21 protein-coding genes and 1 other annotated feature are annotated in these 25,651 nt (G+C 58.8%); of the genes, 11 read left to right on the top strand and 10 right to left on the bottom strand.

Annotated elements, in window-relative coordinates; translation table 11 throughout:
- The 3 genes from thrA to AC6I8C_RS02875 all read right to left on the bottom strand — a co-directional run bounded on the left by thrA (nt 1) and on the right by AC6I8C_RS02875 (nt 3,508).
- A complete protein-coding gene (gene thrA, locus AC6I8C_RS02885; RefSeq protein ID WP_497821562.1) occupies nt 1-2,463 on the bottom strand; it encodes a bifunctional aspartate kinase/homoserine dehydrogenase I in 2,463 nt (820 codons plus the stop codon).
- A 26-nt stretch (nt 2,464-2,489) separates the two neighbouring features.
- Nucleotides 2,490-2,608: a sequence feature (Thr leader region), on the bottom strand.
- Nucleotides 2,547-2,615: a thr operon leader peptide gene (thrL, locus tag AC6I8C_RS02880; RefSeq protein ID WP_071822204.1), complete on the bottom strand. Its 69-nt coding sequence runs from the start codon at nt 2,613-2,615 to the stop codon at nt 2,547-2,549. It overlaps the preceding feature by 62 nt.
- Nucleotides 2,616-2,803: 188 nt before the next feature.
- Nucleotides 2,804-3,508 (bottom strand): tRNA/rRNA methyltransferase, encoded by a 705-nt coding sequence (locus AC6I8C_RS02875; protein WP_497821561.1) that lies wholly within the window; start codon nt 3,506-3,508, stop codon nt 2,804-2,806.
- 609 nt (nt 3,509-4,117) lie between these two features.
- On the opposite strand from AC6I8C_RS02875, the gene arcA reads away from it, so the two are divergent.
- A complete protein-coding gene (arcA, locus tag AC6I8C_RS02870; protein WP_010253677.1) occupies nt 4,118-4,834 on the top strand; it encodes a two-component system response regulator ArcA in 717 nt (238 codons plus the stop codon).
- A 71-nt stretch (nt 4,835-4,905) separates the two neighbouring features.
- Here arcA and creA read toward each other — a convergent pair whose 3' ends face one another.
- A complete protein-coding gene (gene creA, locus AC6I8C_RS02865) occupies nt 4,906-5,379 on the bottom strand; it encodes a protein CreA (RefSeq protein WP_033731476.1) in 474 nt (157 codons plus the stop codon).
- A gap of 194 nt (nt 5,380-5,573) precedes the next feature.
- On the opposite strand from creA, the gene robA reads away from it, so the two are divergent.
- Entirely contained in the window at nt 5,574-6,455 is an 882-nt protein-coding gene (gene robA, locus AC6I8C_RS02860; RefSeq protein ID WP_497821560.1) for an MDR efflux pump AcrAB transcriptional activator RobA, read from the top strand.
- Between the two features lie 39 nt (nt 6,456-6,494).
- On the opposite strand, the gene gpmB is transcribed toward robA, so the two are convergent.
- Entirely contained in the window at nt 6,495-7,142 is a 648-nt protein-coding gene (gene gpmB, locus AC6I8C_RS02855; protein ID WP_033731471.1) for a 2,3-diphosphoglycerate-dependent phosphoglycerate mutase GpmB, read from the bottom strand.
- Between the two features lie 204 nt (nt 7,143-7,346).
- On the opposite strand from gpmB, the gene yjjX reads away from it, so the two are divergent.
- Nucleotides 7,347-7,865: an inosine/xanthosine triphosphatase gene (yjjX, locus tag AC6I8C_RS02850; protein ID WP_013356706.1), complete on the top strand. Its 519-nt coding sequence runs from the start codon at nt 7,347-7,349 to the stop codon at nt 7,863-7,865.
- On the opposite strand, the gene trpR is transcribed toward yjjX, so the two are convergent.
- Both trpR and sltY read right to left on the bottom strand, forming a co-directional pair.
- On the bottom strand, nt 7,866-8,186 hold the full coding sequence (gene trpR, locus AC6I8C_RS02845) for a trp operon repressor (RefSeq protein WP_135910161.1): 321 nt from the start codon (nt 8,184-8,186) through the stop codon (nt 7,866-7,868).
- A gap of 45 nt (nt 8,187-8,231) precedes the next feature.
- Nucleotides 8,232-10,151, bottom strand: a complete 1,920-nt coding sequence (gene sltY / locus AC6I8C_RS02840) for a murein transglycosylase (protein ID WP_110331334.1) — start codon at nt 10,149-10,151, stop codon at nt 8,232-8,234.
- Nucleotides 10,152-10,422: 271 nt separating this feature from the next.
- On the opposite strand from sltY, the gene atzF reads away from it, so the two are divergent.
- From atzF to urtE, 8 genes are all read left to right on the top strand, one after another.
- Nucleotides 10,423-12,219, top strand: a complete 1,797-nt coding sequence (gene atzF / locus AC6I8C_RS02835) for an allophanate hydrolase (RefSeq protein WP_497821559.1) — start codon at nt 10,423-10,425, stop codon at nt 12,217-12,219.
- 2 nt (nt 12,220-12,221) lie between these two features.
- Nucleotides 12,222-15,839, top strand: a complete 3,618-nt coding sequence (gene uca / locus AC6I8C_RS02830) for an urea carboxylase (RefSeq protein ID WP_497821558.1) — start codon at nt 12,222-12,224, stop codon at nt 15,837-15,839.
- A gap of 9 nt (nt 15,840-15,848) precedes the next feature.
- Complete coding sequence (locus tag AC6I8C_RS02825; protein ID WP_497821557.1) at nt 15,849-16,550, top strand: GntR family transcriptional regulator; 702 nt, start codon at nt 15,849-15,851, stop codon at nt 16,548-16,550.
- Between the two features lie 27 nt (nt 16,551-16,577).
- A complete protein-coding gene (gene urtA / locus AC6I8C_RS02820) occupies nt 16,578-17,846 on the top strand; it encodes an urea ABC transporter substrate-binding protein (protein ID WP_275220682.1) in 1,269 nt (422 codons plus the stop codon).
- A 100-nt stretch (nt 17,847-17,946) separates the two neighbouring features.
- Nucleotides 17,947-19,512, top strand: a complete 1,566-nt coding sequence (urtB, locus tag AC6I8C_RS02815) for an urea ABC transporter permease subunit UrtB (protein WP_497823300.1) — start codon at nt 17,947-17,949, stop codon at nt 19,510-19,512.
- The gene (urtC, locus tag AC6I8C_RS02810) at nt 19,512-20,585 is read left to right on the top strand and encodes an urea ABC transporter permease subunit UrtC (RefSeq protein ID WP_497821556.1); all 1,074 of its coding nucleotides are present in this window, start codon (nt 19,512-19,514) and stop codon (nt 20,583-20,585) included. Before urtB ends, urtC begins: the two co-directional genes overlap by 1 nt.
- On the top strand, nt 20,582-21,373 hold the full coding sequence (urtD, locus tag AC6I8C_RS02805; RefSeq protein WP_497821555.1) for an urea ABC transporter ATP-binding protein UrtD: 792 nt from the start codon (nt 20,582-20,584) through the stop codon (nt 21,371-21,373). The genes urtC and urtD overlap by 4 nt, the downstream gene beginning before the upstream one ends.
- 1 nt (nt 21,374) lies before the next feature.
- Complete coding sequence (urtE, locus tag AC6I8C_RS02800) at nt 21,375-22,073, top strand: urea ABC transporter ATP-binding subunit UrtE (protein ID WP_033731451.1); 699 nt, start codon at nt 21,375-21,377, stop codon at nt 22,071-22,073.
- Nucleotides 22,074-22,080: 7 nt separating this feature from the next.
- Here urtE and AC6I8C_RS02795 read toward each other — a convergent pair whose 3' ends face one another.
- From AC6I8C_RS02795 to rbsK, 3 genes are read right to left on the bottom strand one after another with little or no spacing between them, the layout of a single operon-like run.
- Nucleotides 22,081-23,094, bottom strand: a complete 1,014-nt coding sequence (locus tag AC6I8C_RS02795; RefSeq protein ID WP_497821554.1) for an aldose 1-epimerase family protein — start codon at nt 23,092-23,094, stop codon at nt 22,081-22,083.
- A complete protein-coding gene (gene fucP / locus AC6I8C_RS02790) occupies nt 23,091-24,416 on the bottom strand; it encodes an L-fucose:H+ symporter permease (RefSeq protein ID WP_497821553.1) in 1,326 nt (441 codons plus the stop codon). The genes AC6I8C_RS02795 and fucP overlap by 4 nt, the downstream gene beginning before the upstream one ends.
- Nucleotides 24,417-24,425: 9 nt before the next feature.
- Nucleotides 24,426-25,343 carry a ribokinase gene (gene rbsK / locus AC6I8C_RS02785; RefSeq protein ID WP_497821552.1) on the bottom strand — a complete coding sequence of 306 codons (918 nt, stop codon included), beginning with the start codon at nt 25,341-25,343 and terminating at the stop codon, nt 24,426-24,428.
- Between the last annotated feature and the right edge of the window lie 308 nt (nt 25,344-25,651).

The following is a 25,651-nucleotide window of genomic DNA, read 5'->3' as shown; positions in this document are numbered from 1 at the left end:
TTAAACTCCCAACTTCCATGACAGCGTGCGCAGCAGATCGGCAAAGACACCGGCCGCTGTGACATCATTTCCTGCACCGTATCCGCGCAGCACCAGCGGAATCGGCTGATAGTAGCGGCTGTAAAACGCCAGGGCGTTCTCGCCGTTTTTTACTTTATAGAGCGGATCGTTGCCGTCAACGGCGTCAATCTTCACTTTGCAGACACCGCCCTCTTCAATCACGCCCACATAGCGCAGGACTTTGCCCTCATTCTGCGCCTGTGCAACGCGGTCGGCAAAGGCGTTATCCAGCTCAGGCAGACGCTGCATAAACTGCTCCACATCCTGAATGTCGACCAGGCTGGCGGGCAGCAGCGGCTCAATCTCAATATCACTCAGCTCCAGCTGATGGCCTGCTTCGCGTGCCAGAATCAGCAGCTTACGCGCCACATCGGTGCCAGCGAGATCGTCACGTGGATCGGGCTCGGTAAAGCCCATCTCACGCGCCATGTTCGTTGCCTGCGACAGCGAAACCCCTTCATCCAGCTTGCCGAAGATGAACGACAGCGATCCCGAAAGGATACCGGAGAAGCGCAGCAGTTCATCACCCGCGTTCATCAGGTTCTGCAGGTTTTCGATCACCGGCAGCCCGGCCCCGACATTGGTATCATAAAGGAATTTACGACGCGATTTGGCGGCGGCGGCGCGCATCTGCTGATAGTAATTCCAGGAGGAGGTGTTGGCCTTTTTGTTCGGCGTCACCACGTGGAAGCCCTCGCTGAGGAAATCCGCGTACTGATCGGCAACGGCCTGGCTGGAGGTACAATCCACAATGACCGGATTAAGCAGGTGATACTCTTTCACCAGACGGGTCAGGCGTCCGAGATTGAACGGCTCTTTCGCTTCGGCGAGTGCCGCCTGCCAGTTGCTTAAATCAATGCCGTGGACGTTTGTTAACAGCGCATGCGAGTTCGCAATGCCGCAGACCCGCAGGTCGATGTGCTTCTGCTTCAGCCACGCCTGCTGGCGATGTAACTGATCCAGCAGCGCTCCGCCGACACCGCCGACACCGACCACAAACACTTCGATCACCTGATCGGTGGCGAACAGCATCTGATGCACCACGCGCACGCCGGTGATCACTTCGTCATTATTTACCACCACCGAGATGGAGCGCTCCGAGGAGCCCTGTGCAATCGCCACGATGTTGATATTGGCGCGTGCCAGCGCCGAGAAGAATTTCGCTGAGATGCCACGCAGGGTACGCATGCCATCGCCCACCACCGAAATCACCGCCAGGTTTTCAATGATACCCAGCGGATCCAGCAGGCCATCTTTCAGCTCAAGATAGAACTCTTCTTCCAGCACGTGACGCGCCCGCGCCAGCTCGCTCTGCGGCACGCAGAAACTGATGCTGTATTCGGAAGAGGATTGAGTGATCAGCACCACCGAGATACCGGTGCGCGACATCGCCGCAAAGACTCTGGCCGCCATCCCGACCATCCCTTTCATGCCGGGACCGGAGACGTTTACCATCGCCATATTGTTCAGGTTGGTGATGCCTTTTACCGGGCTCTCATCCTGTTCGCCTTCAGCACCAATCAGCGTGCCGGGCGCCTGCGGATTGGCGGTGTTTTTGATGAGGCACGGGATCTGGAACTGGGCGATAGGCGCGATGGTGCGGGGATGCAGCACTTTGGCGCCGAAATAGGAGAGCTCCATCGCCTCCTGATAGGACATTGACTTCAGCAGGCGTGCATCCGGCACCTGACGCGGATCGCAGGTATAGACGCCATCCACATCGGTCCAGATTTCACAGCAGTCGGCGCGCAGGCAGGCGGCCAGCACAGCCGCTGAATAATCGGAGCCATTACGGCCCAGCACCACCAGCTCGCCGCGCTCGTTACCGGCGGTAAAGCCAGCCATCAGGATCATGTTCTGCGGCGGGATTTGACTCGCCTCGATACGGCGGGTTGATTCAGGGATATCGACAGTGGATTCGAGGTAGTGGCCGACCGCCAGCAATTTCTCGACCGGATCAATCACGCTCACCTCATGACCGCGCGCCTGCAGCAGCGCCTCCATGATTGCAATCGAGAGTTTTTCACCACGACAGATAATCGCTGCGTTGACGCTGTCCGGGCACTGGCCCAGCAGGCTGATGCCGTGCAGTACCTGTTTCAGCTGCGCAAACTCCAGATCAACGCGGGTTTTCAGTCGATCAAACTCAAAGCCCGGCTGCGCGGCTACGAGCCCCTGCAGCAGCTCGCTGAAGATGCGTTCGGCGTCGCTGATATTCGGCAAAGCGTCCTGACCACTGATGGTTTTTTCAATCATCGCCACCAGATGGTTGGTGATCTTCGCAGGTGCAGAGAGCACGGTTGCAACCTGTCCTTGTTGCGCATTGCTTTCCAGAATGTCAGCGACGCGGAGGAAACGCTCCGCATTCGCTACCGAGGTCCCGCCGAATTTCAGCACTCGCATAATATTAACTCTCCTGAATTTAAGCCGAAAAAAAAGCCCGCACTGTTTAGGTGCGGGCTTGTTTTCTGTTTTTCCTGTATGCGTCAGCCCGCACCGTTACCTGAGGTAATGGTGGTGGTAATAATTGTGGTGTTCAGGCTGATTTTACGCATTTAGATTTATTTTCTGTCTGTTTTTGTCTGTCCGTCTTGCTTCCAGAAGTAAAGCAAAGCGCACATTAAGTCAACCCGATTTGTCCGGCGAACAGTTTTCCACCACTGCGCACAGCCTCCGGTCAAACCGTAAAACGCTGCTCGATCGTTTGCAATGCAGACATTCCCTGCGATCTGTTGCTGTAAAATCAGCTTTTTGCCGAGGATTTATCTGTGAGTTTTTTTTCAATATCGTGTAGCAGACGATGCAGCATCGCGCTGTCACGCTGTTCCAGCAGACCCACTCGCTGATCGATCCAGTCTGAGAGCTTCTCATCGTCACTGACATCGAGTTGCGCCAGCAGCTGATGGAAACGCTGACGCAGCGCCTGCAGCTGCTGCCCGTCGGCGGCTGACGCGACCCGCGCTTCAACCTGATTCAGCTTCGACAGCTGATAGCAGTAGACCATCACCGCCTGACCGAGATTCAGGGAGGGATAGTCATTTGCCATCGGGATGCCGGTGAGCAGATCAACCTGCTCCAGCTCCTCGTTGGTCAGCCCGCTATCTTCGCGGCCAAACACCAGCGCCATGCTGTTGACCCACTGACGCTTTTCCAGCAGTTGCGTTTCAACCTGCTCAGGTGTGGCGTAGTAACGGAACTTTGCCCGGCTGCGCGCCGTCGTCGCGACCGAAAAATCGATATCCGCTAATGCCTCGGCAAGAGTAGCAAAGGTCTGAAGATTATCGAGGATCTCATCCGCGCCATGGGCTACCCGGCGCGCTGCCGGATCCTGCCAGGCGTCGCTGGCAACGATGCGCAGCTGGCTGAATCCCATGGTTTTCATGGCACGCGCCGCAGCGCCGATATTTTCTGGCCGCGCGGGCGAGACGAGAATCAGGGGAAAAAGCATATTTATTCCATTGGTCCATTTACATAACGCCATATTAACATGGCTGTTATTGATTCAGTTGTCAGAAGGTAATAAGAAAATCGGGCGTTAACAATGTTAAAACCACTGAAAATTGATGTCCTGAATATTTTTATCGCCGAAACCAGCCTTATTAAAGAAATCATTATTAATCTATTTAACTTCAAAGAGATAAAATTTGATTACCCAATGGTTTCATTTTGGGTCACAAGCGTAATAAATGTAACGAAAATGATGCTTTTTGTGAGCTAAACAGGCAATCTGCGAGAAGTTTTTCACAAAAGTGTTAACGTGCTACAATTGCATTTGATATAAGTCAACGAAGCGTTGTTTTTATGCTTATCGGTTGTAGTTGGTGCTGTTAGGTTGCTGTTAATACAGTTAGGATATGCGCCATTATCATTAACGCCCGGGGCATGCAATTTTCATCCTGACTGGCTGAGCTAAACCTGTTGTTGACGTTGATAGATGGCTTATCAAAATATGATTTCGTACAACGGTTCAGCGCGGCCCGCCGCTCTCGATGATGGAGAACGCCATACCGCTGTACGCCCTGTTTTCAATTTGTTGGCAAATTTTAGGTAGCTAAACATGCAGACCCCGCACATTCTTATCGTTGAAGACGAACTGGTCACGCGTAATACCCTCAAGAGCATTTTTGAGGCGGAAGGTTATGTGGTGTACGAGGCGACTGATGGTGCTGAAATGCATCAGGTGCTGACCGACAATGACGTTAACCTGGTTATTATGGACATCAACCTGCCCGGTAAAAACGGCCTGCTGCTGGCCCGTGAACTGCGTGAGCAGGCCAATGTCGCCCTGATGTTCCTGACCGGCCGTGACAACGAAGTCGATAAAATTCTTGGTCTGGAAATTGGCGCTGACGACTACATCACCAAACCGTTTAACCCGCGTGAGCTGACTATTCGTGCCCGCAACCTGCTGTCACGCACCATGAACCTGGCGATGCCAGGCGAAGAGCGCCGTCAGGTAGAGAGTTATAAATTTAACGGTTGGGAGCTGGATATCAACAGCCGCTCACTGATCAACCCGAACGGCGAGCACTACAAATTGCCACGCAGTGAGTTCCGCGCCATGCTGCACTTCTGCGAAAACCCAGGCAAAATTCAGACCCGTGCCGACCTGCTGAAAAAAATGACCGGCCGCGACCTTAAGCCGCACGATCGCACCGTTGATGTCACCATCCGTCGTATCCGCAAGCATTTCGAATCCACGCCAGACACGCCTGAGATCATCGCCACCATCCATGGTGAAGGTTATCGCTTTTGTGGCGATCTGCAGGATTAATCCGCTGTCAGATGCGATAAATAAAAAACGCCCCAGCGGGCGTTTTTTTTATGCTCAATACCGCAGTTTAATCAGTGCCACGGCATAATCGGCACGGCGCTGAGCGCATTTTTCGGTGAGCCATCAACCACTTTATCGGAATAGGTCAGATAGACCAGAGCGTTGCGCTTTTTGTCGAAGAAGCGTACAACCTGCAGCTTCTTGAAGATTAAAGAGGTGCGCTGGCGGAAGACGACCTCTCCCTCCGCTTTGCCCTGCGCAATTTTATCACTCAGTTCGACCGGACCTACCTGCTGGCAGGAAATCGCGGCATCAGAGGTATCTTCTGCCAGCCCCAGTCCGCCTTTGATACCGCCGGTTTTCGCCCGGCTGATATAACAGGTTACATTTTTAACGTCCGGGTCATCGAATGCTTCAACAATGATCTTGTGGTCAGGCCCGAATATCTTGAATACCGTATCAACAGAGCCAATCTGTTCGGCAAGCAGCGGGCTGGAAAAGGTCAGCGTGGTCAGCGCAGCGATCATAAGACGCGTTATTGTCATGGAGTTACCATTGCAAATGGAATAGATGAGAATGTAATGTACTGTCAAACGAATTAATGACCAAACTAAAACGGGTTTAAGCCCGCACTGATTTAGCACAACCTTCCCCGGAAAACGGCCCACGTCTTTTGAGCAATGAGTGCTAATATTCTTCGAATGCGTTTAGCTGCACCACCAGAGTATGAGGATGTTTTATGGACCAAGCCGGTATCATTCGCGATTTGCTTGTCTGGCTGGAGAGCCATCTGGATCAACCCCTTTCACTGGACAATGTTGCCCAGAAAGCCGGTTATTCTAAATGGCATTTACAAAGGATGTTCAAGGACGTAACCGGTCACGCAATAGGTGCCTATATCCGTGCGCGTCGTCTGTCGAAAGCGGCTGTCGCGCTGCGCCTGACCAGTCGCCCGATTCTGGACATCGCCCTGCAGTATCGTTTTGATTCACAGCAGACTTTTACTCGCGCATTCAAAAAGCAGTTTGCTCAGACACCGGCCTGGTATCGTCGTGCTTCCGACTGGAACTCATTCGGTATACGTCCCCCGATTCGCCTGGACGATGAGACGCAGCCGGAACCGGCTTTCGTTACCCTGCCGGAAACGGTACTGGTAGGACAAACTCAGAACTACACCTGTATTCTGGAGCAGATCTCCAGCTATCGCGACGAGATGCGGATTCACTTCTGGAAGCAGTTCCTGCTGGAAACGGACACGGTTCCGCCGGTGCTGTATGGCCTGCATCAGGTGCGTGCCAGTCAGGACAAAGATGATGAGCAGGAGATTCTTTACACCACGGCGGTGCCTGCTGACAGCGCGGTCAACCTGCACTCCGGACAGAGTGTTATTCTGGAAGCGGGCGATTACGTGCAGTTCACCTACAATGGCCCGCGCGTCAATCTGCAGGAATTTATCCTGCTGCTTTACGGCACCTGCATGCCAACGCTAGGACTAACCCGTCGTCAGGGACAGGACATCGAACGCTTTTATACTCATGGCGGTAAAAAGCGTAGCGAGCCACCGACCGAGATCCGGTGCGAATACCTGATTCCGATTCGCCGCCAGACCGTCGCCAGCTAAGGTCAGGGCTGCCGTCTCAGGACGGCAGCTTTCACGACATCAGCGTTGCAGCTCGTCGAGCGCAGGCGCATCAAGATGGGAAATATCCCCCGCCGTCTCCACAATCCACCCTTCTGCCAGCCAGGCACTCTGCTGATAATCGACACGTGAGATTGAGCAGTTACGCAGTCGCAGGCGACGTTCCGCATACGCGGGCAGACCGAGAATCGTGCTGACCAGCGATCCCAGCGCCATACCGTGACTGACCAGCAGCGGACGGCTTCCGGCAGGCAGTTCGAGGCAGGCATTCAGCGCGGCGTGCATGCGCGTCGCCATCTCCGTCATCGACTCGCCTTCTGGAATACGGCCGCCTTCGGTGCCGTTGACCAGCGTGGCGCGCCACTGCTCTTCCTCCGCCGTTAAGCCATCCAGCGGACGCTTCTCCAGCACGCCCATATTCAGCTCACGCAGCCGCGGATCCAGCGTCACTGCGCATCCGCAGGCGTCCGCAATAATCTCCGCGGTGCGGCGCGTACGCCCCAGATCGCTGGCAATCACGTGCGTGATGCCCAGATGTTTGACGCGCTCACCCACCTGATAAGCCTGTTGCTCACCTTTTTCCGTCAGCGGACTGTCGGATTGTCCCTGAATGCGGCGTTCCGCATTCCATACCGTTTCACCGTGACGAACAAGATAGACCTGTAGCATGTTAGTTTCCGTTATACTGCGACAAAAATCGTCTCAGAGCCTGCCCCATCAGGCGTCATTGTTGCAGGCAGTCTGGACACGGAGCGTGCGGAATAACCCGGCGTACACGGAGTACGCGAGGATCGTGACACTGCTCAGGTTCAGACCAGCCCGTAAAATCGCCTGATGGGCCAGGCTCTTAATCACCTGAGGGTTCAACCAATTATGTACCATGTTGTCGCAGCCACAACCAACCCAGCGAAGATTCACGCGATTGCTCAGGCTTTCAGCGACGTTTTCGGCGAGGGATCCTGCCATATTGAAGGGGTCGAGGTCGATAGCGGCGTAGCAGCACAACCGTTAACCCATCTGGAAACGCGAACAGGTGCACGTCAGCGCGTCATGAATGCCCGCCAGGTCCGGCCTGAAGCGGCGTTCTGGGTGGCGATTGAGGCAGGCATCGAAGATGACACCGCATTTGCCTGGATGGTCGTGGAGAACCAGAAGCAGCGCGGTGAATCGCGCTCAGCCAGTTTTACCCTGCCGCCAGTCGTGCTGGCAGGCCTGCGCGAAGGCCGGGAGCTGGGCGAAGAGATGGCGCGCTTAACCGGCATCGATAATATCAAACACCAGGGGGGTGCTATCGGTGCGTTCACCAACGGCCTGCTCAGCCGCTCCAGTGTCTATCATCAGGCACTGATTCTGGCGCTCTGCCCGTTCGTCCATCCGCTCTATCAGCAGTAATCAGACACGTCCCAGATGCGCTTCCAGCCAGCGCTTCAGCTCTGGCGGCGCCTCTTTCAGGCTGTTAGAGCCGCGGGTAATGGTCGCGATGCCGACGCCGAGCTCATTTTTCAGCTCGCGCTGGCTCATTTCGCCGTTCATCAACTCTTCGATAATCCGCAGTCGGGTGCCGAATGCTTCCCGCTCATCAGGCGTCATCATCAGTTGCATCAGTGGCAAGGCATGACCATCGGCAAAGGCCTGCTGCATCAGCACGACAAAGCGTTGCCAGCTATCTTCTGGCGGATGCGCATCGGTAGAGGGGGAATCAGAATGGGTCATGAAGAGGCTTCCGTACTCGCTAAAGAGTACGGAAGCTTAGCACAGCTAGTAACGGCGATTCCACTCAGCATCTGACAGGATCCTGTCAGGCTTGCCCATGAAGTGACGATAGTAGGCGTCATACGCCAGCACATTCTTCACGTAGCCGCGCGTTTCAGAGAACGGAATGGTCTCAATAAACGCGACGGCGTCGAGATTGCCTGCACTGGTTTTCTGCCAGCTTCGCACCCGGCCCGGACCGGCGTTATAGGCCGCGGAGGCGAAGATCCGGTTCTGATTAAACTGCTGATAGACATACTCCAGATACTGGGTGCCGATCTGGATATTGGTTTCCGGATCCAGCAGCTGGCTGGTATTGCTGTAGCCAGGAATGTTGTACATCTTTACGGTATGCGCCGCGGTGGCAGGCATAATCTGCATCAGACCGCTGGCCCCGACCGGCGAACGCGCTTTCGGGTTCCAGGCGCTCTCCTGGCGCGAAATCGCCATCGCATAGCTTGGCGGGATCTGTTTGACCTCGGTGTTACGCTCATAGACGCTCTGCCACGCCAGCGGGAAGCGCTCTTTCAGGCTGTCCCACATTTTGGCGGTGATGGTCGCCTGCACGCTGAGATCCCACCAGTCCTGCTCATTGGCGTAACGCGCCAGCATCTGCTGCTGCGTGTGGGTGCGGCTGGCAATCAGATTGCTCCACTCGCTGCGTGCCAGATTGTCCAGCCCCCAGTACATTAGTTCGCGTACGCGGGCCAGCTCCGGTCCCTGCACCGTGGCACTGTCAGGCTTCGGCGCTTCATCGACCTGCAACGGGTAGTCAACACCGAGTCGCTGGGCGGCCACCATCGGATAGAAGCCACGTGCCTGCATCAGCTTGCGCAGGATCTCTTCTGCTTCCTCTTTACGATCTTTTTCAAACAGCAGGTCAGCCTGCCAGTACTGCCACTCATCTTTCTCTTTGGCTTCCAGCGGCAAACGAGCGATCCAGGTATTCAGGCCGCGTCTGTCATGCTGAGAAAGCGCCAGGCGCACCCGGCGTTCCACCAGCGCGGTCGACTCACTGTTCATCACCACCGCATCGCGCCAGCGCGCCTGCTCAGAGGTGAGATCGCTGCCCATCATGCGCCAGACCACAATCTCTTTCAGCGCCTGCTCATCTTCCGGTCCCATCTTCTGCGCCCGGACCAGAATCGGAATCAGGCTGCGGGCATTTTCCATGTCCTGCCGCGCGACGCGCGTAAAGGCGTAAATCGTGGCCTGCCGGGTAAAGTCAGTTGGCCCGACGGCGCTGGCAAAGGTGCTGACCGTTAACGGATCCTGCTGCAGGGACTGTATCGCGTCAGACATGGTCTGATAGTCGGCAGGTAACGTTTTCGCCAGATAACTCACCAGGCTGTCGTTGCCCGCTTTCATCGCCAGCCGGATACGCTCCAGGATGGTAATAGGCGAAACCTGACCGGACGCCTGCCAGACCGAGAAGAGCTTATCGCAGTCCGCGGGCAGTGCCGTGCCGCGCAGCCAGATCTGCTTCGCGCCATCAAACGCGGCCTGCTGCTGACCGGTGGCCCATTTAGCGTAATACCAGTTACAGCGTGCCTGCACCGGCTTGGGTTCGGTCGGACTGAAGTTCAGCACGCCCTGCCAGTCCTGACGGTAAGCCAGCACGTTGATAAAGCGGGTACTGAGCGAGCGCGCGGGTGGCAGCGTCGGATACTGGCGAATAAAGTTCTGCACGGCCAGGGCGGTTTCCTGATCGAGATCCTGTGCCAGCAGGCGATATTGCAGATAAGGGTAGAGCGGATAATCCTGGAGCGTCGGCAACAACTGATCCACGGTCGCCATCTGGTTGCTGTCCCAGGCCTGTTTAATTTGTTGATAACGTTGCCGTTGTTGATCCAGCGAATCGGCCCATGCGCTGCTGGCCGAACCGACCAGGCAGATCCCTATCATCCAGTTACGCCACTTCACCACGTAAATCTCCTCTGTTGCTGGGCGCCGGCGAGTTGCCAGACAGTCTTTCATGCTAACCGGGCCACCGGACTCTTGCCATGTTCTTCACAAAATTTACGCACACGGACACTAAACGCACCATCATCGATCAGCGTGCGCGCCGTCATTGTGCAAATTATCATCAGAAAATCTTATCACTGAACGCATTAAACCGTTGAATCATTGCGTTAAAAAAGTGGCACACCCTTTGCTCTGTTGAATCCCATCTTGTATACCAGCTGGAATTCTTCATATGACTTCAACCATCGGCCTGACACTTCCTGCCTGGCAGCAGCGCTATCAGCAGGCTCCGCAACAGATAACCTCACTGCTGACTGAACACCTGGCAGCACTCGACACCCGTGATAATGCCTGGATCTACCTCGCGACACCGGATCAGTTAGCGGCACAGATTGCGCCACTGCTGGCGGATTATCAGCGCGATCCCGGCTCACTACCGCTGTTCGGTGTGCCCTTTGCCGTTAAAGACAATATCGATGTGGCGGGCTGGCCGACCAGCGCCGCCTGCCCTGCCTTTACCTATACCGCCAGCGAAGATGCGGTCGCCGTTGCCCGGCTGAAAGCCGCTGGTGCCGTCGTCATCGGCAAAACCAACCTCGATCAGTTCGCGACCGGTCTGGTGGGCACCCGCTCACCTTATGGTGCGGTCAGTAACACCTTTGATGCTGATTATGTCAGTGGCGGCTCCAGCTCCGGCTCGGCATCCGTGCTGGCGCGCGGGCTGGTCGCCTTTTCACTGGGCACCGATACTGCCGGTTCAGGCCGCGTGCCGGCAGGCTTTAACAATATAGTCGGACTCAAGCCGACCAAAGGCTGGTTCTCTGCGCGCGGCGTGGTGCCCGCCTGTCGCCTCAACGACACCCTTTCGGTGTTTGCGCTGACGGCAGAAGATGCGTTTAGCGTCGCCTGCGTCATGGGAGGCTATGATGCCGGTGACGCCTATTCACGCGTGAATCCGCGCACCGCCCCGGCCAGCCTGCCGGTTCATCCCCGTTTTGCTGTACCTTTGAACCCGGAATTTTTTGATGATGCGGCGGCCGAAGCGGCCTGGGATCAGGCGCTGGAGGCTTTACAGACGGGCGGCGCAACGCTGCACCCGATCGACTTCACCCCGTTCAGCAAGCTGGCTGAACAGCTCTATTCCGGTGCCTGGGTCGCCGAACGCACGACGGCGGTGGGCGGAATGCTCGATCGTCCGGCGGAGATGGACCCGGTGGTGCATGAGATCGTCGCCAGCGGCCTGAAATACAGCGCGGTCGATGCTTATAAGGCGGAGTATCTGCGGGCCGAGCTGACGCGCCAGATACACCAGACGCTGGCACAGTTTGATGCGCTGGTGGTGCCCACCTCGCCCACCATCCATACCCTTGAGGAGATGAAGCAGGAGCCGATTCTCTACAACTCGCATTTCGGCACCTATACCAACTTCACCAATCTTGCCGACCTCTCTGCGCTGGCGCTGCCCGGCCCGTTCCGCAACGACGATCTCCCGGCGGGCATCACGCTGATTGCGCCTGCCTGGCACGATCGGGCGCTGGCGGAGTTTGGTCTTCGCTGGCAGCAGCAGCTCGCTCTGCCGCTGGGCGCCACCGGCCAGCCCTTCCCGGCCCGGCGCACTTCGCTGCCCGCATCGCCCGACCACGTCCGGCTGGCGGTCGTGGGCGCGCATCTGACCGGCATGCCGCTTAATTTCCAGCTCACTGAACGCAAGGCCGTCTGGGTCGAAGAGACGCAGACCGCGCCACACTATCGCCTGTTCGCCCTGCTGGAGGGCGCGATCAAAAAGCCCGGCCTGATGCGTGACGAACAGGGCGCTGCGATCACCGTTGAACTGTGGGATATCCCGGTCGCGCGTTTTGGCGAGTTTGTGGCGGAGATCCCCGCACCGCTGGGTATCGGCAGCCTGACGCTGGCTGATGGCCGGGTGGTGAAAGGCTTTATCTGCGAAAGCTCGGCGCTGAAGAGCGCGCTGGAAATTACTGAGACGGGCGGCTGGCGCAACTGGCTGGCCTCACAGGGGAGTCACTGATCATGTTCACCACCGTACTGATTGCCAACCGAGGCGAGATTGCCTGCCGCGCCATTCGCACCCTGAAGCGCCTGGGCGTGAAAAGCGTCGCGGTCTATTCCGATGCTGACCGCAATGCGCAGCACGTCAAGCAGGCGGATATCGCTATCGCGCTGGGCGGCGACAAAGCCAGCGACAGCTATCTGCGCATCGACAAAATTCTGGCGGCGGCGCAGCAGAGCGGCGCGCAGGCGATCTGGCCGGGCTACGGCTTTCTTTCTGAAAGCCAGCCGTTTGCTGACGCCTGCGACGCGGCGGGCATCGCCTTTGTCGGTCCCACCGCGCAGCAGATTGGTGAGTTCGGTCTGAAACACCGCGCCCGTGAGCTGGCTGCCAGCGCGGGTGTCCCGATGACACCAGGCACACCGCTGCTTGCTTCGCTGGAGGAGGCGTTACAGGCCGCGGATAACATTGGCTATCCGGTGATGCTGAAAAGCACGGCGGGCGGTGGCGGCATTGGCCTGACGCGCTGCGCAGATGCCGATGCGCTCGCCAGCGCCTGGGAGAGCGTGCGCCGTCTGGGCGAACAGTTCTTCAGTGATGCCGGCGTGTTTCTGGAGCGCTGTATCGATCGCGCCCGCCACGTTGAAGTGCAGATTTTTGGTGACGGCAAGGGCAACGTGGTGGCACTGGGGGAACGCGACTGCTCCCTGCAGCGCCGCAATCAGAAGGTGGTAGAAGAGACGCCTGCACCCGGGCTGTCGCAGGCGACGCGTGACGCCCTGCTCGCCTCGGCGGTGCGGCTCGGCGAGCGGGTCAACTACCGCAGCGCAGGCACCGTGGAGTATATCTACGACGTCAGCCAGCAGGCCTTTTACTTTCTGGAAGTGAACACCCGTCTGCAGGTGGAGCATCCGGTCACCGAATGCGTCACCGGACTCGATCTGGTGGAGTGCATGTTGCAGGTGGCGGCGGGCGATGCGGTGGACTGGTCACGTCTGCAGCAGCCATCCAAGGGCGCGGCCATTGAGGTGCGGCTCTATGCGGAAGATCCGCTGAAGAACTTTCAGCCCAGCCCCGGCCTGCTCACCGGCGTCACCTTCCCTGACGGCGTGCGGGTCGACAGCGGCATCGAAACCGGCAGTGAGGTCTCCAGCTTCTACGATCCGATGATCGCCAAGCTGATTGTCCATGCCAACACCCGCGATGCGGCGCTGGAAAAACTGCACCAGGCGCTGGATGCCACGCAGCTGCATGGCATCGCCACTAACCTCGACTATCTGCGCCAGATTACCAGCAGCGACGCCTTTCGCAGCGGCAACGTCTGGACGCGCTATCTCGACAGCGTCGTCCCGGCCGCCTCCGTGGTGGAAGTGCTGCAACCCGGCACCTTCAGTTCGGTTCAGGACTATCCTGGCCGCCTCGGCTACTGGGATATCGGTGTGCCGCCTTCCGGCCCGATGGATGACTTCGCGTTCCGGCTGGCTAACCGCATCGTCGGTAACCATGACACAGCTGCAGGCCTGGAATTTACTCTTCAGGGGCCGACACTGCGCTTCCACTGTAATGCCATTCTGGCGCTGACCGGCGCGGACTGCGACGCCACGCTTGATGGTGAACCTGTCAGCACCTGGCAGCCGCTGACGGTGAAAGCCGGACAGACACTGACACTGGGACGCGCCCGGCAGGGCTGCCGCAGCTATCTGGCGGTGCGCAACGGCTTCGACGTGCCGGAATATCTGGGCAGTCGCAGCACCTTCTCACTGGGCCAGTTTGGCGGTCACGCCGGACGCACCCTGCGGGTGGCCGATATGCTGCCGATCTCACAGCCTGAACGGGCAGCCTGCACCACGCCTGCCCCGGTCAGCGACCCGCAGCCGCTGGATGCCGCGCTGATCCCGCATTACGGCAGCGAATGGCGCATCGGCGTGCTCTATGGTCCGCACGGCGCACCAGACTTCTTCACCCAGGCCGCCATCGATGAATTTTTTGCCAGCGACTGGCAGGTGCACTACAACTCCAACCGCCTCGGCGTGCGGCTGGTTGGCCCGAAACCGACCTGGACCCGCGCCAACGGCGGCGAAGCGGGCCTGCACCCTTCCAACGTTCACGACTGTGAATATGCTATCGGCGCGGTCAATTTCACCGGCGACTTCCCGGTCATCCTGACGCACGACGGCCCGAGCCTGGGCGGCTTTGTCTGTCCGGTGACCATCGCCAAAGCCGAGCTGTGGAAAGTGGGTCAGGTCAAACCTGGCGACACCATCCGCTTCCACCCGATTACGGCCGACGATGCGCTGGCGCGGGAAAAAGCGCAGATGCACCTGATTGAAACTCTGCGGCCGGAACATCCACCGACCTTTGCCGTGCCGTCGCTGGCCGAAACCGCCCACGGCTCCGCCACCATTCTGGCCGCTATTGAAGCTACCGGCAGCACGCCAAAAGTGGTCTATCGCCAGGCGGGCGACAAATATGTGCTGATTGAGTATGGCGACAACGTGCTGGATCTGGCACTGCGCCTGCGCGTCCACCTGCTGATGAATGCCCTGACGTCACAGGCGGAGCCTGGTGTCGAGGAGCTGTCGCCAGGCGTGCGATCGCTGCAGGTGCGCTACGACAGCCGCATCATTCACCAGTCCGCCCTGATGTCGCTGCTGCTGGCGCTGGAAGCGACACTGGGCGATGTCAGCTCGCTGAAAGTCCCGTCGCGCGTGGTGTGGATGCCGATGGCATTTGAAGACAGCGCCACGCTGGGTGCGGTCAGCCGCTATCAGGAGACGGTGCGTGCCAGCGCGCCCTGGCTGCCGAACAATGTGGACTTCATCCAGCGTATTAACGGCTTAAGCAGCCGCGAGCAGGTGCGCGACACCCTGTTCGACGCCAGCTATCTGGTGCTGGGACTGGGCGATGTCTATCTCGGCGCGCCCTGCGCCGTGCCGATCGATCCACGCCATCGCCTGCTGAGTTCAAAATACAGTCCGGCGCGCACCTTTACCGCCGAAGGCACCGTCGGCATCGGCGGCATGTACATGTGCATCTACGGCATGGATTCGCCCGGCGGTTATCAGCTGGTGGGCCGTACGCTGCCTATCTGGAACACCTTCCTGAAAAACCCGCAGTTCGCGGCCGATGCGCCGTGGCTGCTGCGCTTCTTCGATCAGGTGCGCTTCTATCCGGTGAGTGAAACCGAGCTGAACCAGTTGCGCGAAGATTTCCGGGAAGGTCGTGCCAGCCTGCGTATTGAAGAGACGCAGTTTGATTTTGCTGCCCACCAGCAGTTCCTCGCCGATCACGCCACTGAGATTGCCGCGTTCCGCCAGCGCCAGGCCACTGCCTTTGAACAGGAAGTGCAGCTCTGGGCGCAGGAAGAACAGAACGCACCAGAGGCGGATGAGGCGCAGGCCAGCGTCAGCGCAGAGGCGGAAGCCGGGCTGGCGGTGCAGGCGGACCTCAATGGCAACATCTGGAAAGTGCTGGTACAGCCGGGCGACGCGGTCAGCGCCGGACAGACGCTGATTATCGTCGAGGCGATGAAGATGGAGCTGGCGATTGTCGCACCGCAGGCCGGTCGGGTGACGCGGATCGCCTGTCAGGCGGGCCGACCGGTCAGCCCTGGCGATAACCTGCTGTGGCTGGAATAGGGAGCACCGATGACAACCCAACCTCAATCCCCTAAAGCGCGCCCGGAAGCGCTGGCCGAACGGGTCTATCAGGCGCTGAAGGCCGATATTTTCGCCTTTCGCCTGATGCCGGGTGACCGGTTCAGCGAAAGCGAAATTGCCGGACGGATGGCAGTCAGCCGCACGCCGGTGCGCCAGGCGCTGTTCCGGCTGGAGCGCGAAGGCTTTGTCGAAGTGTGGTTCCGCAGCGGCTGGCAGATTAAAAACTTCGATTTTGCCTGGTTCGAATCGCTGTATGACCTGCGCACCGTGCTGGAGTGCGAGGCGGTAAAACGCCTCTGCGCCCTGCCCGCGCCGCAGTGTGCCGCGCTGTTAAGCGAACTGAACCAGTTCTGGTGTGAGGCAGAGGCGCTCACCGAGGGCCTGGTAGTGTCTCAGCATGACGAGGCGTTTCACATGACGCTGGTGGCGGCAGCGGGCAATCCGGAGATGGCGCGCATTCACGCCGAACTCACGGAGAAGATCCGTATTATTCGCCGGCTCGACTTTACCCGCGACGACCGCGTCTGTGCCACCTATCAGGAACATGCGCAGATTTTACAGGCCATTTTTCAGCAGCAGACAGGCGAGGCGCAACGCATCCTGACCGATCATATCGCCATCAGTAAGGCGGAGGTCAGGAAGATCACCCTGCACCGCCTGCAGCAGGCCCGGCTTCAGCTCACCGAATAACATAACAACCACTCAGGGGTTTAAATGATGAAAAGACGTTCGTTGATCAAGGCTTTCGCCCTCTCCGCTACCGTTGTCAGTCTGGGTTTCGCCTGGAGTGCGCAGGCGGCTGACACCATCAAAGTGGGGATCATGCATTCACTCTCCGGCACCATGGCGATTTCAGAAACGCCGCTGAAAGATGTAGCGCTGATGACTATTGATGAGATCAACGCCAAAGGCGGCGTGCTGGGGAAAAAGCTGGAGCCGGTGGTGGTCGATCCCGCCTCTAACTGGCCGCTGTTTGCCGAGAAAGCGCGGCAGCTGCTGACCCAGGATAAAGCGGCGGTGGTATTTGGCTGCTGGACCTCGGTGTCACGCAAATCGGTACTGCCCGTGTTTGAGGAGTTGAACGGCCTGCTTTTCTATCCGGTGCAGTACGAAGGGGAAGAGATGTCGCCCAACGTCTTCTACACCGGCGCGGCACCTAACCAGCAGGCGATTCCGGCGGTGGAGTACCTGATGAGCGAAGATGGCGGCAGCGCGAAACGCTTCTTCCTGCTGGGCACCGACTATGTCTATCCGCGCACCACTAATAAGATCCTGCGCGCCTTCCTGCACAGTAAAGGCGTGGCAGACAAAGATATCGAAGAGGTCTACACGCCGTTTGGTTACAGCGACTACCAGACCATTGTCTCCAACATCAAAAAATTCGCGGCAGGCGGTAAAACCGCAGTGGTTTCGACCATCAACGGCGACTCCAACGTACCGTTCTACAAAGAGCTGGCTAACCAGGGCATCAAAGCCACTGACATTCCGGTGGTCGCCTTCTCGGTGGGCGAAGAGGAGCTGCGCGGCATCGACACCAAACCGCTGGTGGGTCAGTTAGCGGCCTGGAACTATTTCGAGTCGATCGATAATCCGACCAACGCGAAATTCGTCGCCGATTACCGCGCCTACGCCAAAGCCCACAACCTGCCGAACGCGGCTACCGTCGTGACCAACGACCCGATGGAAGCGACCTATGTTGGCATTCATATGTGGGCGCAGGCGGTGGAAAAAGCGGGCACGACGGACGTGGATAAAGTGCGGGCGGCAATGGCCGGTCAGACCTTTAAAGCGCCGGATGGCTTTACCCTGACCATGGATCAGACTAACCATCATCTGCACAAGCCGGTCATGATTGGCGAAGTGGAAGAGAACGGCCAGTTCAGCGTGGTGTGGCAGACCGATAAGCCGGTGCGTGCGCAGCCATGGAGCCCGTATATTGCCGGTAACGACAAGAAGCCCGATCACCCGGTGAAGACCGCGCAGTAAGCGCGCGTTGCTGATGAGAAAGCGTCACCCGCAGTGACGCGGCAGCATGGCAGCCACTTTTCAGGCTGCCGTGCTGACCTTCCCAAACGAGGCTCCTTTTATGATTCTATGTCGCTGCTTTTTCAGCCTGCTGCTGCTGGTCCCGCTGTTTGCCAGTGCCGGACCAGCGGCTGACTTTGCCGCCGCCAGCCGCAGCCAGCAGGCCACGCTGCTGCAACAGTGGGCCGCCGCGCCTGACAGCCATCGTCTGCCGCTGCTGGAAGCGCTGAAGGCCGAAACCGTGGTCATCGACCAGAACAAACAGCCGTTCAGCCAGCAGGGTTCGACGCTGCAGCCGCTGGATACGGTGGCACAGCCCACCGGCAACCTTAAAAAGCTGTTTATGAACAATCGCCTGCGCGTGCTGGTGAACAACGCGCTGGCGGCCCATCAGCTGGTGAGCAGCGATGCGGCACTGCGTCTGCGCGCGGCGCAGCAGCTGCAGAATGATGGTTCTGCAGACCAGCTGCCGCTACTGGAACAGCGTCTGTCCGCCGAAAAAGATAGCCACGTTCACGCCGCATTAGCGCTGGCGCTGGCGAATCTGCAACTGGCGGATGGCGAACCGATGGTGCGCCTGCGGGCGGTGAAACTGCTGGGTGAGTCCAGCGATCCCAATACCCAGGCCAGCCTGCAACGCCTGACTCAGCCCGCGAATGAACCGGACGCCACGGTGCGGGCAGCCGCGGCGGAGAGCCTGCAGCAGATTCAGAAGCGGCTGATGTGGGGCGATCTGCTGGGCCAGGCCTTCAGCGGCCTGTCACTGGGTTCTATCCTGCTGCTGGCCGCGCTGGGCCTGGCGATTACCTATGGCCTGCTCGGCGTGATCAACATGGCGCACGGTGAAATGCTGATGCTCGGCGCGTACGCCACCTGGTGGGTTCAGAGCCTGTTTCAGCAGTTTGCCCCGCACTACTTAGCCTGGTATCCGCTGCTGGCGCTGCCGGTTGCCTTTATGGTCACTGCCGCTATTGGCATGGCGCTGGAGCGCACGGTAATCCGCCATCTCTATGGCCGTCCGCTGGAGACGCTGCTCGCGACCTGGGGCATCAGCCTGATGCTGATCCAGCTGGTGCGTGTGCTGTTCGGGGCGCAAAACCTGGAGGTGGCGAATCCGTCATGGCTCTCGGGTGGCTTACAGCTGCTGCCTAATCTGGTGCTGCCGTGGAACCGCATCGCGGTGATCCTGTTTGTGGGGTTTGTGCTGGCGCTCACCTGGCTGCTGCTTAACCGGACCCGTCTTGGCATGAACGTGCGCGCCGTGACCCAGAACCGCGCCATGGCAGAGTGCTGCGGCGTGCCGACCGGCCGCGTCGATATGCTGGCGTTTGGCCTCGGCTCCGGCATTGCCGGGCTGGGCGGCGTCGCTCTGTCGCAGCTCGGTAACGTCGGACCGGAGCTGGGTCAGGGCTACATCATCGACTCGTTCCTGGTGGTGGTGCTGGGTGGCGTCGGCCAGCTGGCGGGCACCGTGGTTGCCGCGTTCAGCCTGGGGATTCTGAACAAAGTGCTGGAGCCGCAGATTGGCGCGGTGCTGGGTAAAATCCTGATTCTGGTGATTATCGTGCTGTTTATTCAGAAACGTCCGCAGGGACTATTTGCGGTTAAAGGAAGGGTGACTGACTGATGACGCAACCCATCACGCTCCGCGCGGTGCGCACGGCGCCGCGACTGACGATCAGCATCGGCCTGGCGATCACCCTCGCGTTACTGGTGATGCCGTTTCTGGCGCTGCTGCCCGCCACGCATCCGCTGGCGATCTCCACTTATACCCTGACGCTGGTCGGCAAAATCCTCTGCTATGCGGTGGTCGCGGTGGCGCTCGATCTGGTGTGGGGCTACGCCGGATTGCTGTCGCTGGGTCACGGCCTGTTCTTTGCTCTGGGCGGATATGCCATGGGCATGTACCTGATGCGTCAGGCCGCCAGTGAAGGCTTGCCCGCCTTTATGTCCTTTCTCTCCTGGCGTGAGCTGCCCTGGTTCTGGACCGGCACCGAATACTTTGCCTGGGCGCTCTGTCTGAGCATGCTGGTGCCGGGCCTGCTGGCGCTGGTGTTTGGTTTCTTCGCTTTTCGCTCGAAGATCAAAGGCGTCTACTTCTCCATCATGACCCAGGCGCTGACCTACGCCGGGATGCTGCTGTTCTTCCGCAACGAAACCGGTTTTGGCGGCAACAACGGCTTTACCGGCTTTACCACCCTGCTCGGCTTTTCGGTGACGGCGACCGGCACCCGCATCGGGCTGTTTATCGCCACCGTACTGCTGCTGCTGCTGAGTCTGGTGATCGGCTTTGCCCTGGCGCGCAGCAAGTTTGGCCGGGTGCTGACGGCCGTGCGGGACGCCGAAAACCGTCTGATGTTCTGTGGTTACGATCCGCGCGGCTTCAAGCTGTTTGTCTGGACGCTCTCCGCCGTGCTGTGCGGCCTGGCCGGGGCGCTCTATGTGCCGCAGGTCGGCATTATCAATCCGGGGGAGATGTCACCGGCCAACTCGATAGAAGCGGCGATCTGGGTGGCGCTGGGCGGACGCGGCACGCTGATTGGCCCGCTGCTGGGCGCGGCGATTGTAAACGGCGCGCGTAGCTTCTTCACCGTCGCCTTCCCCGAATACTGGCTCTTTTTCCTGGGCCTGATGTTTATCCTGGTCACGCTGTTTCTGCCGCACGGCGTGATTGGCCTGCTGCGCCGGAGGAAAAAATGAGTGATGCCCTGTTTACCCAACCCCAGCTGGCGGATCGCCACCGGGCGCAGCGCGATCCGGTGCTGCAACTGGAGAAGATCAGCGTGTCGTTTGACGGCTTCCGGGCGCTGAACGATCTCTCGCTGCAGATCGGCGTCGGTGAACTGCGCTGCGTGATCGGCCCCAACGGCGCGGGGAAAACCACGCTGATGGATGTGATCACCGGCAAAACCCGGCCAGACGCCGGTCGCGTGATCTACGACCAGGACAGCGATCTGACCCGTCTCTCACCCGTCGAGATCGCCCGCGCCGGGATTGGCCGTAAGTTCCAGAAGCCTACGGTGTTTGAGGCGTTAACCGTGTTCGAAAATCTGGAGATCGCGCTCAAAGCCGATAAATCGGTCTGGGCCAGCCTGCGCGCGCGCCTCAGCAGCGAACAGCGTGACCGTATTGATGAAGTACTGAAACTGCTGCGGCTGGGTGGCGAACGCCAGCGTCGCGCGGGTCTGCTGTCACACGGCCAGAAGCAGTTTCTGGAGATCGGCATGCTGCTGGTGCAGGAGCCGCATCTGCTGCTGCTGGATGAACCGGCGGCGGGCATGACCGACGCGGAGACGGACTACACCGCCGAGCTGTTCCGCAGCCTGGCGGGTAAACATTCCCTGATGGTCGTGGAGCATGACATGGGCTTTGTCGAGACCATTGCCGACCATGTCACGGTGCTGCATCAGGGGCAGGTGCTGGCCGAGGGTTCGCTGCGCGAAGTGCAGGCTAATGAGCAGGTTATCGACGTTTATCTGGGGCGCTGAGATGTTACAGGTTACTGAACTAAATCAATATTATGGCGGCAGTCACATTCTGCGCGGCCTGTCGTTTGAGGTAAAGATTGGCGAAATTACCTGCCTGCTGGGGCGCAATGGCGTGGGGAAAACCACGCTGCTGAAATGCCTGATGGGGCTGATCCCGGCGAAGTCGGGCGAGATCCAGTGGCAGCAGCAGCGGATGAATGGCCGTAAGCCGCACCAGCGGGTGCAGGCGGGTATCGCCTATGTGCCGCAGGGGCGGGAAATCTTTCCGCGTCTGACGGTGGAAGAGAACCTGCTGATGGGTCTGTCGCGCTTTCCGGCAGCAGCGGCGCGTGAAGTGCCGGAGGAGATCTACCAGCTTTTTCCGGTGCTGCTGGCGATGAAGTCACGCCGCGGCGGCGATCTCTCGGGTGGTCAGCAGCAGCAGCTGGCGATCGGCCGGGCGCTGGCCTGTCGGCCACAGCTGCTGATCCTTGACGAGCCGACCGAAGGGATCCAGCCCTCGGTGATCAAAGAGATCGGCGCGGTGATCCGCCAGCTGGCGCAGCGGGGCGATATGGCGATTTTGCTGGTGGAGCAGTTCTATGACTTCGCAGCTGAGTTGGCGGACAGCTATCTGGTGATGTCGCGCGGGGAGATCGTACAGCGGGGCCGCGGCGACACCATGGAAGCAGAGGGTGTGCGCGGCCTGGTGGCGATTTAAATCCGGCTCACAGTAAACCGGTCTCTACGGAGAAGCGGCGCTGTTCGCCGCTCGCCAGGGTGATCAGCGTACCAGCCTGCTGCGCGGCCAGAAAGCCCTCTGGCCGACAGGTAGCGGGCAGAATGTAGGCCGCCACCTGCTGATCGTGGTTATGCAGCAGCCAGCGGGTCGCGTGCGGGAACTGCGCGGTAGAGAAGCGCGTCATCAGCGCAAAGCCCTGCGGCGAGTGCAGCTCAAACTGCACCTCATCGCCATACTGCGGCAGATCGTCCGCGAAGAAGACGATCTCCGGATCGCAGAGCTGCGGCTGATCGAGCTGCTGTAACGCTTGTGGATCGCGCGATAAGCGATCCGTGTACTCGCGCCAGGCGGGTGTGGGTTTAAGGTGCGCGGGGATCGAGCGTCGCAGCTGGAATGCCTCTTCGGGGATCGACTGCCGGAATCGTCCCTGATCGATCCACGCGCTGTTGAGGTGACACATGTACTGCAACGGCATCGGTGCACCGGCGAGATTGGTCACCGTCATCTCGATCGTCAGACGGGACCGATCGGCCTGAAGGCGGACGGCAGGTGCCGCAAGGTAGTGATGGCCGAAGCCTTTGACATATTCACACTCCCCTTCCAGCGACAGCGTCTGATCGTCCAGCACCAGCCAGGCGCTGTCCATGCGGGCGCAGGCCATCTCACCGTGCAGCGGATGATCCTCCTCTGGCGTGGGACAGCCGTTAGCCAGCAGCCCCGAATGAAAGGCAAAACAGCCATAGGTGTCGATGATCGAACTGGCGGGCAGCGGCTGTTTAAAACTGTGGCCCATGGTCAGATTGTGCTCGTCGAACTGCACGTCCCAGATCATCTGTCCGAGAAATGGCAGCACGGTCACGCTGCCGCGCCGGTTATGAATACGCACCGCCTCAATGCCCGCCGGGTAGCGAAACAACTCAACCCGGAAGTCATCGCTCTCCAGCAACACCCACGGCGTGGCGTGAAACTGGTCACGCGCTAAGGGTAAACGGGTTTTCATGGTAACTCCCCCACCAGACGACCGGCGGCAACCGGCTGTTTTTTATGGCGCAGTTCGCCATAGAAGTAGAAGCCGACCCAGGCAAAACAGAGCAGCGAGACGCCAAACGCCAGCTGCATTGACCCCAGCGTGTCAGACACCAGGCCCTGCAGCGCCGGGACAAAGGCCGCGCCGACAATCGCCATCACGATAAACGCGCCTGCCACTTCGGTGTATTTATTATCGACCGTCGCCAGCGTCCCGGCGTAGATCGTTGCCCAGCAGGGGCCAAACAGCACGCTGACAAACACGGCGGCGTAGACGGCGGTAAAGTTCGGCACCAGCATCACATAGGCCAGCGTCAGCACGCCCAGCACCGAATAGGCGATCAGCACTTTCTCTGCACGGAAGCGCGTCATCAGGAAGTTCGCCACGAACTTGCCGATAAAGAAGCAGACGAAGCTGTAGATCATAAAGTCAGAGGCGTGACGTTCATTGGCCGCCCCTAGCGTCAGCGCCAGACGAATGGTAAATGACCAGACTGCCACCTGCATGCCGACATAGAGGAACTGGGTCACAATGCCGCGTTTAAAGTGGCGATTAGCCACCAGATAGCGGAAGGTTTCGCCCAGCGACGGCCTGGATTTCTCACTGCTTTCTGGTTTACAGCGCGGATAGCGGGTGAACATAAACAGCAGCATCACCACCACCAGCACCATGACCAGATATTTGTAGGGCTCCAGCGTATGTTCCAGCATCGTCAGGCGGAAGGCATGCGCCTGCTCTGCCGTCATCGTCGCCATCTGACTTTCCAGGCTGTCGCCCTCCTGGAACACCAGATATTTACCCAGCACGATCCCCATCAGCGCACCGATTGGGTAGAAGGTCTGGCTGACGTTGAGGCGCAGCGTGGCGTGGTCGCGATGGCCAATCATCGAACTGTAAGTATTGGCCGCAGTTTCCAGGAAGCTCAGGCCGATGGCGATGGCAAAGATCGCCGCCAGGAACATGGTGTAGGTCGCCATGTGCGAAGCGGGATAGAAGGCGATACAGCCAGCAATGTAGAGCGCCAGGCCGATCATAATCGCCATCTTGTAACTGGTTTTGCGGATCACCAGCGAGGCGGGGATCGCAATCAGAAAATAGCCGCCATAAAAGGCGCTCTGCACCAGCGCACTGGCAAAATCGCTCAGGGCGAACACGCTTTTAAACTGGGTGATCAGGATATCGTTGAGACTCGCCGCACAGCCCCAGAGCGGAAAGAGGCACGACAGCAGAATGAACTGAAACAGCGGCGTTTTATTCAGATAGCCATCAGATTGCTGAACAATTTTCTGTTGCATAGCAGCACCTCAGTTACGGTTGAGAAAACGCTGGAAAGCCTCGGCGTCGGGATAAGCACACTGCGTGCCGCGCCCGGTGACGCTGCAGGCGGCATAAGCAGAAGCCTGAGTCATGGCGGCGGCCACATCGCCGGTTTTCACCAGCAGATACGCAAAACAGCCGATAAAGGCATCACCCGCGCCGCTGGTATCGACCGCCTGAACTGGCGTGGCGGCCACGCGATGCACCTGGTCACCGCTCATCCAGACCGATCCCCGGCTGCCCAGCGTGATGATCAGATTTTTAAGGCCGCGCTTCAGCAGCGACTGCCCGGCGAGGATCACCTCTTCATCGGTGCTGACCGGCAGGCCGGTGAGGATCTCCAGCTCGGTTTCGTTAGGCATAAAGAAATCGCATTTGCAGGCGTAGTGAATATCCAGCGTGGCAACGGCTGGCGCCGGATTCAGGATCACTTTGATCTGATGCTGGCGGGCAAAATCGATGGCGTAATAGACCGTCTCCAGCGGGATCTCCAGCTGCAGAATGATCAGTTCACAGGCTTTCAGCGCCTCTGCCGCGTCGTCGATATCGGCGGGTTTCAGCTGCTGGTTGGCGCCTTTGATAATCAGAATGCGGTTCTGCGATTGATCATCGACAAAAATCGGTGCCACGCCGCTGGAGGTGCCCGGTGCGGTGGTGACAAAGCGCGTGTCCACGCCCTGCTGCTGTAAATTGGCCACGGTATTGGGAGCAAAGAGATCGTCGCCGACCTTGCTGACCATCATCACGCTGCCACCCATTTTCGCGGCCGCGACCGCCTGGTTAGCGCCTTTACCGCCGCAGCCAATGGCAAAGTCGGGCGCTTCAAGGGTTTCGCCCGCTTTCGGCAGGCTGTTGGTATAGGTAATCAGATCGACCATGTTTGAGCCGATGACCGCAACTGTCATGACGAACCTCCCCGATGTTTTTCACATTTAAAATGTTATTAAAGTAACAATAACCTTTCTTAAAGGTTAAATATGTGACAAAAACCACATCCTGAAGCGGCGAATAATGCCGGTAAATGGCATGAACGGGGATTTAAAATGTTACTATTATAACAAGATAACATCATGGAGCGTGGCGACTGAGAGGCGCGATCGCCTGCAGGGAAGGTCCGTTATCACCGCACGGCGGAGGTTTGCGGCCCTTACAGATTGCGGGTAAGATTGACTGCCAGCCTGGCGGATGAGACGCAACTCATTCAAATCTGTGA

It is taken from the genome of Pantoea sp. X-Soil-YNGN-844, from assembly GCF_059730595.1.
Note: the sequence above shows the minus strand (reverse complement) of the source record. Positions and strands in the feature narration are given on the sequence as shown.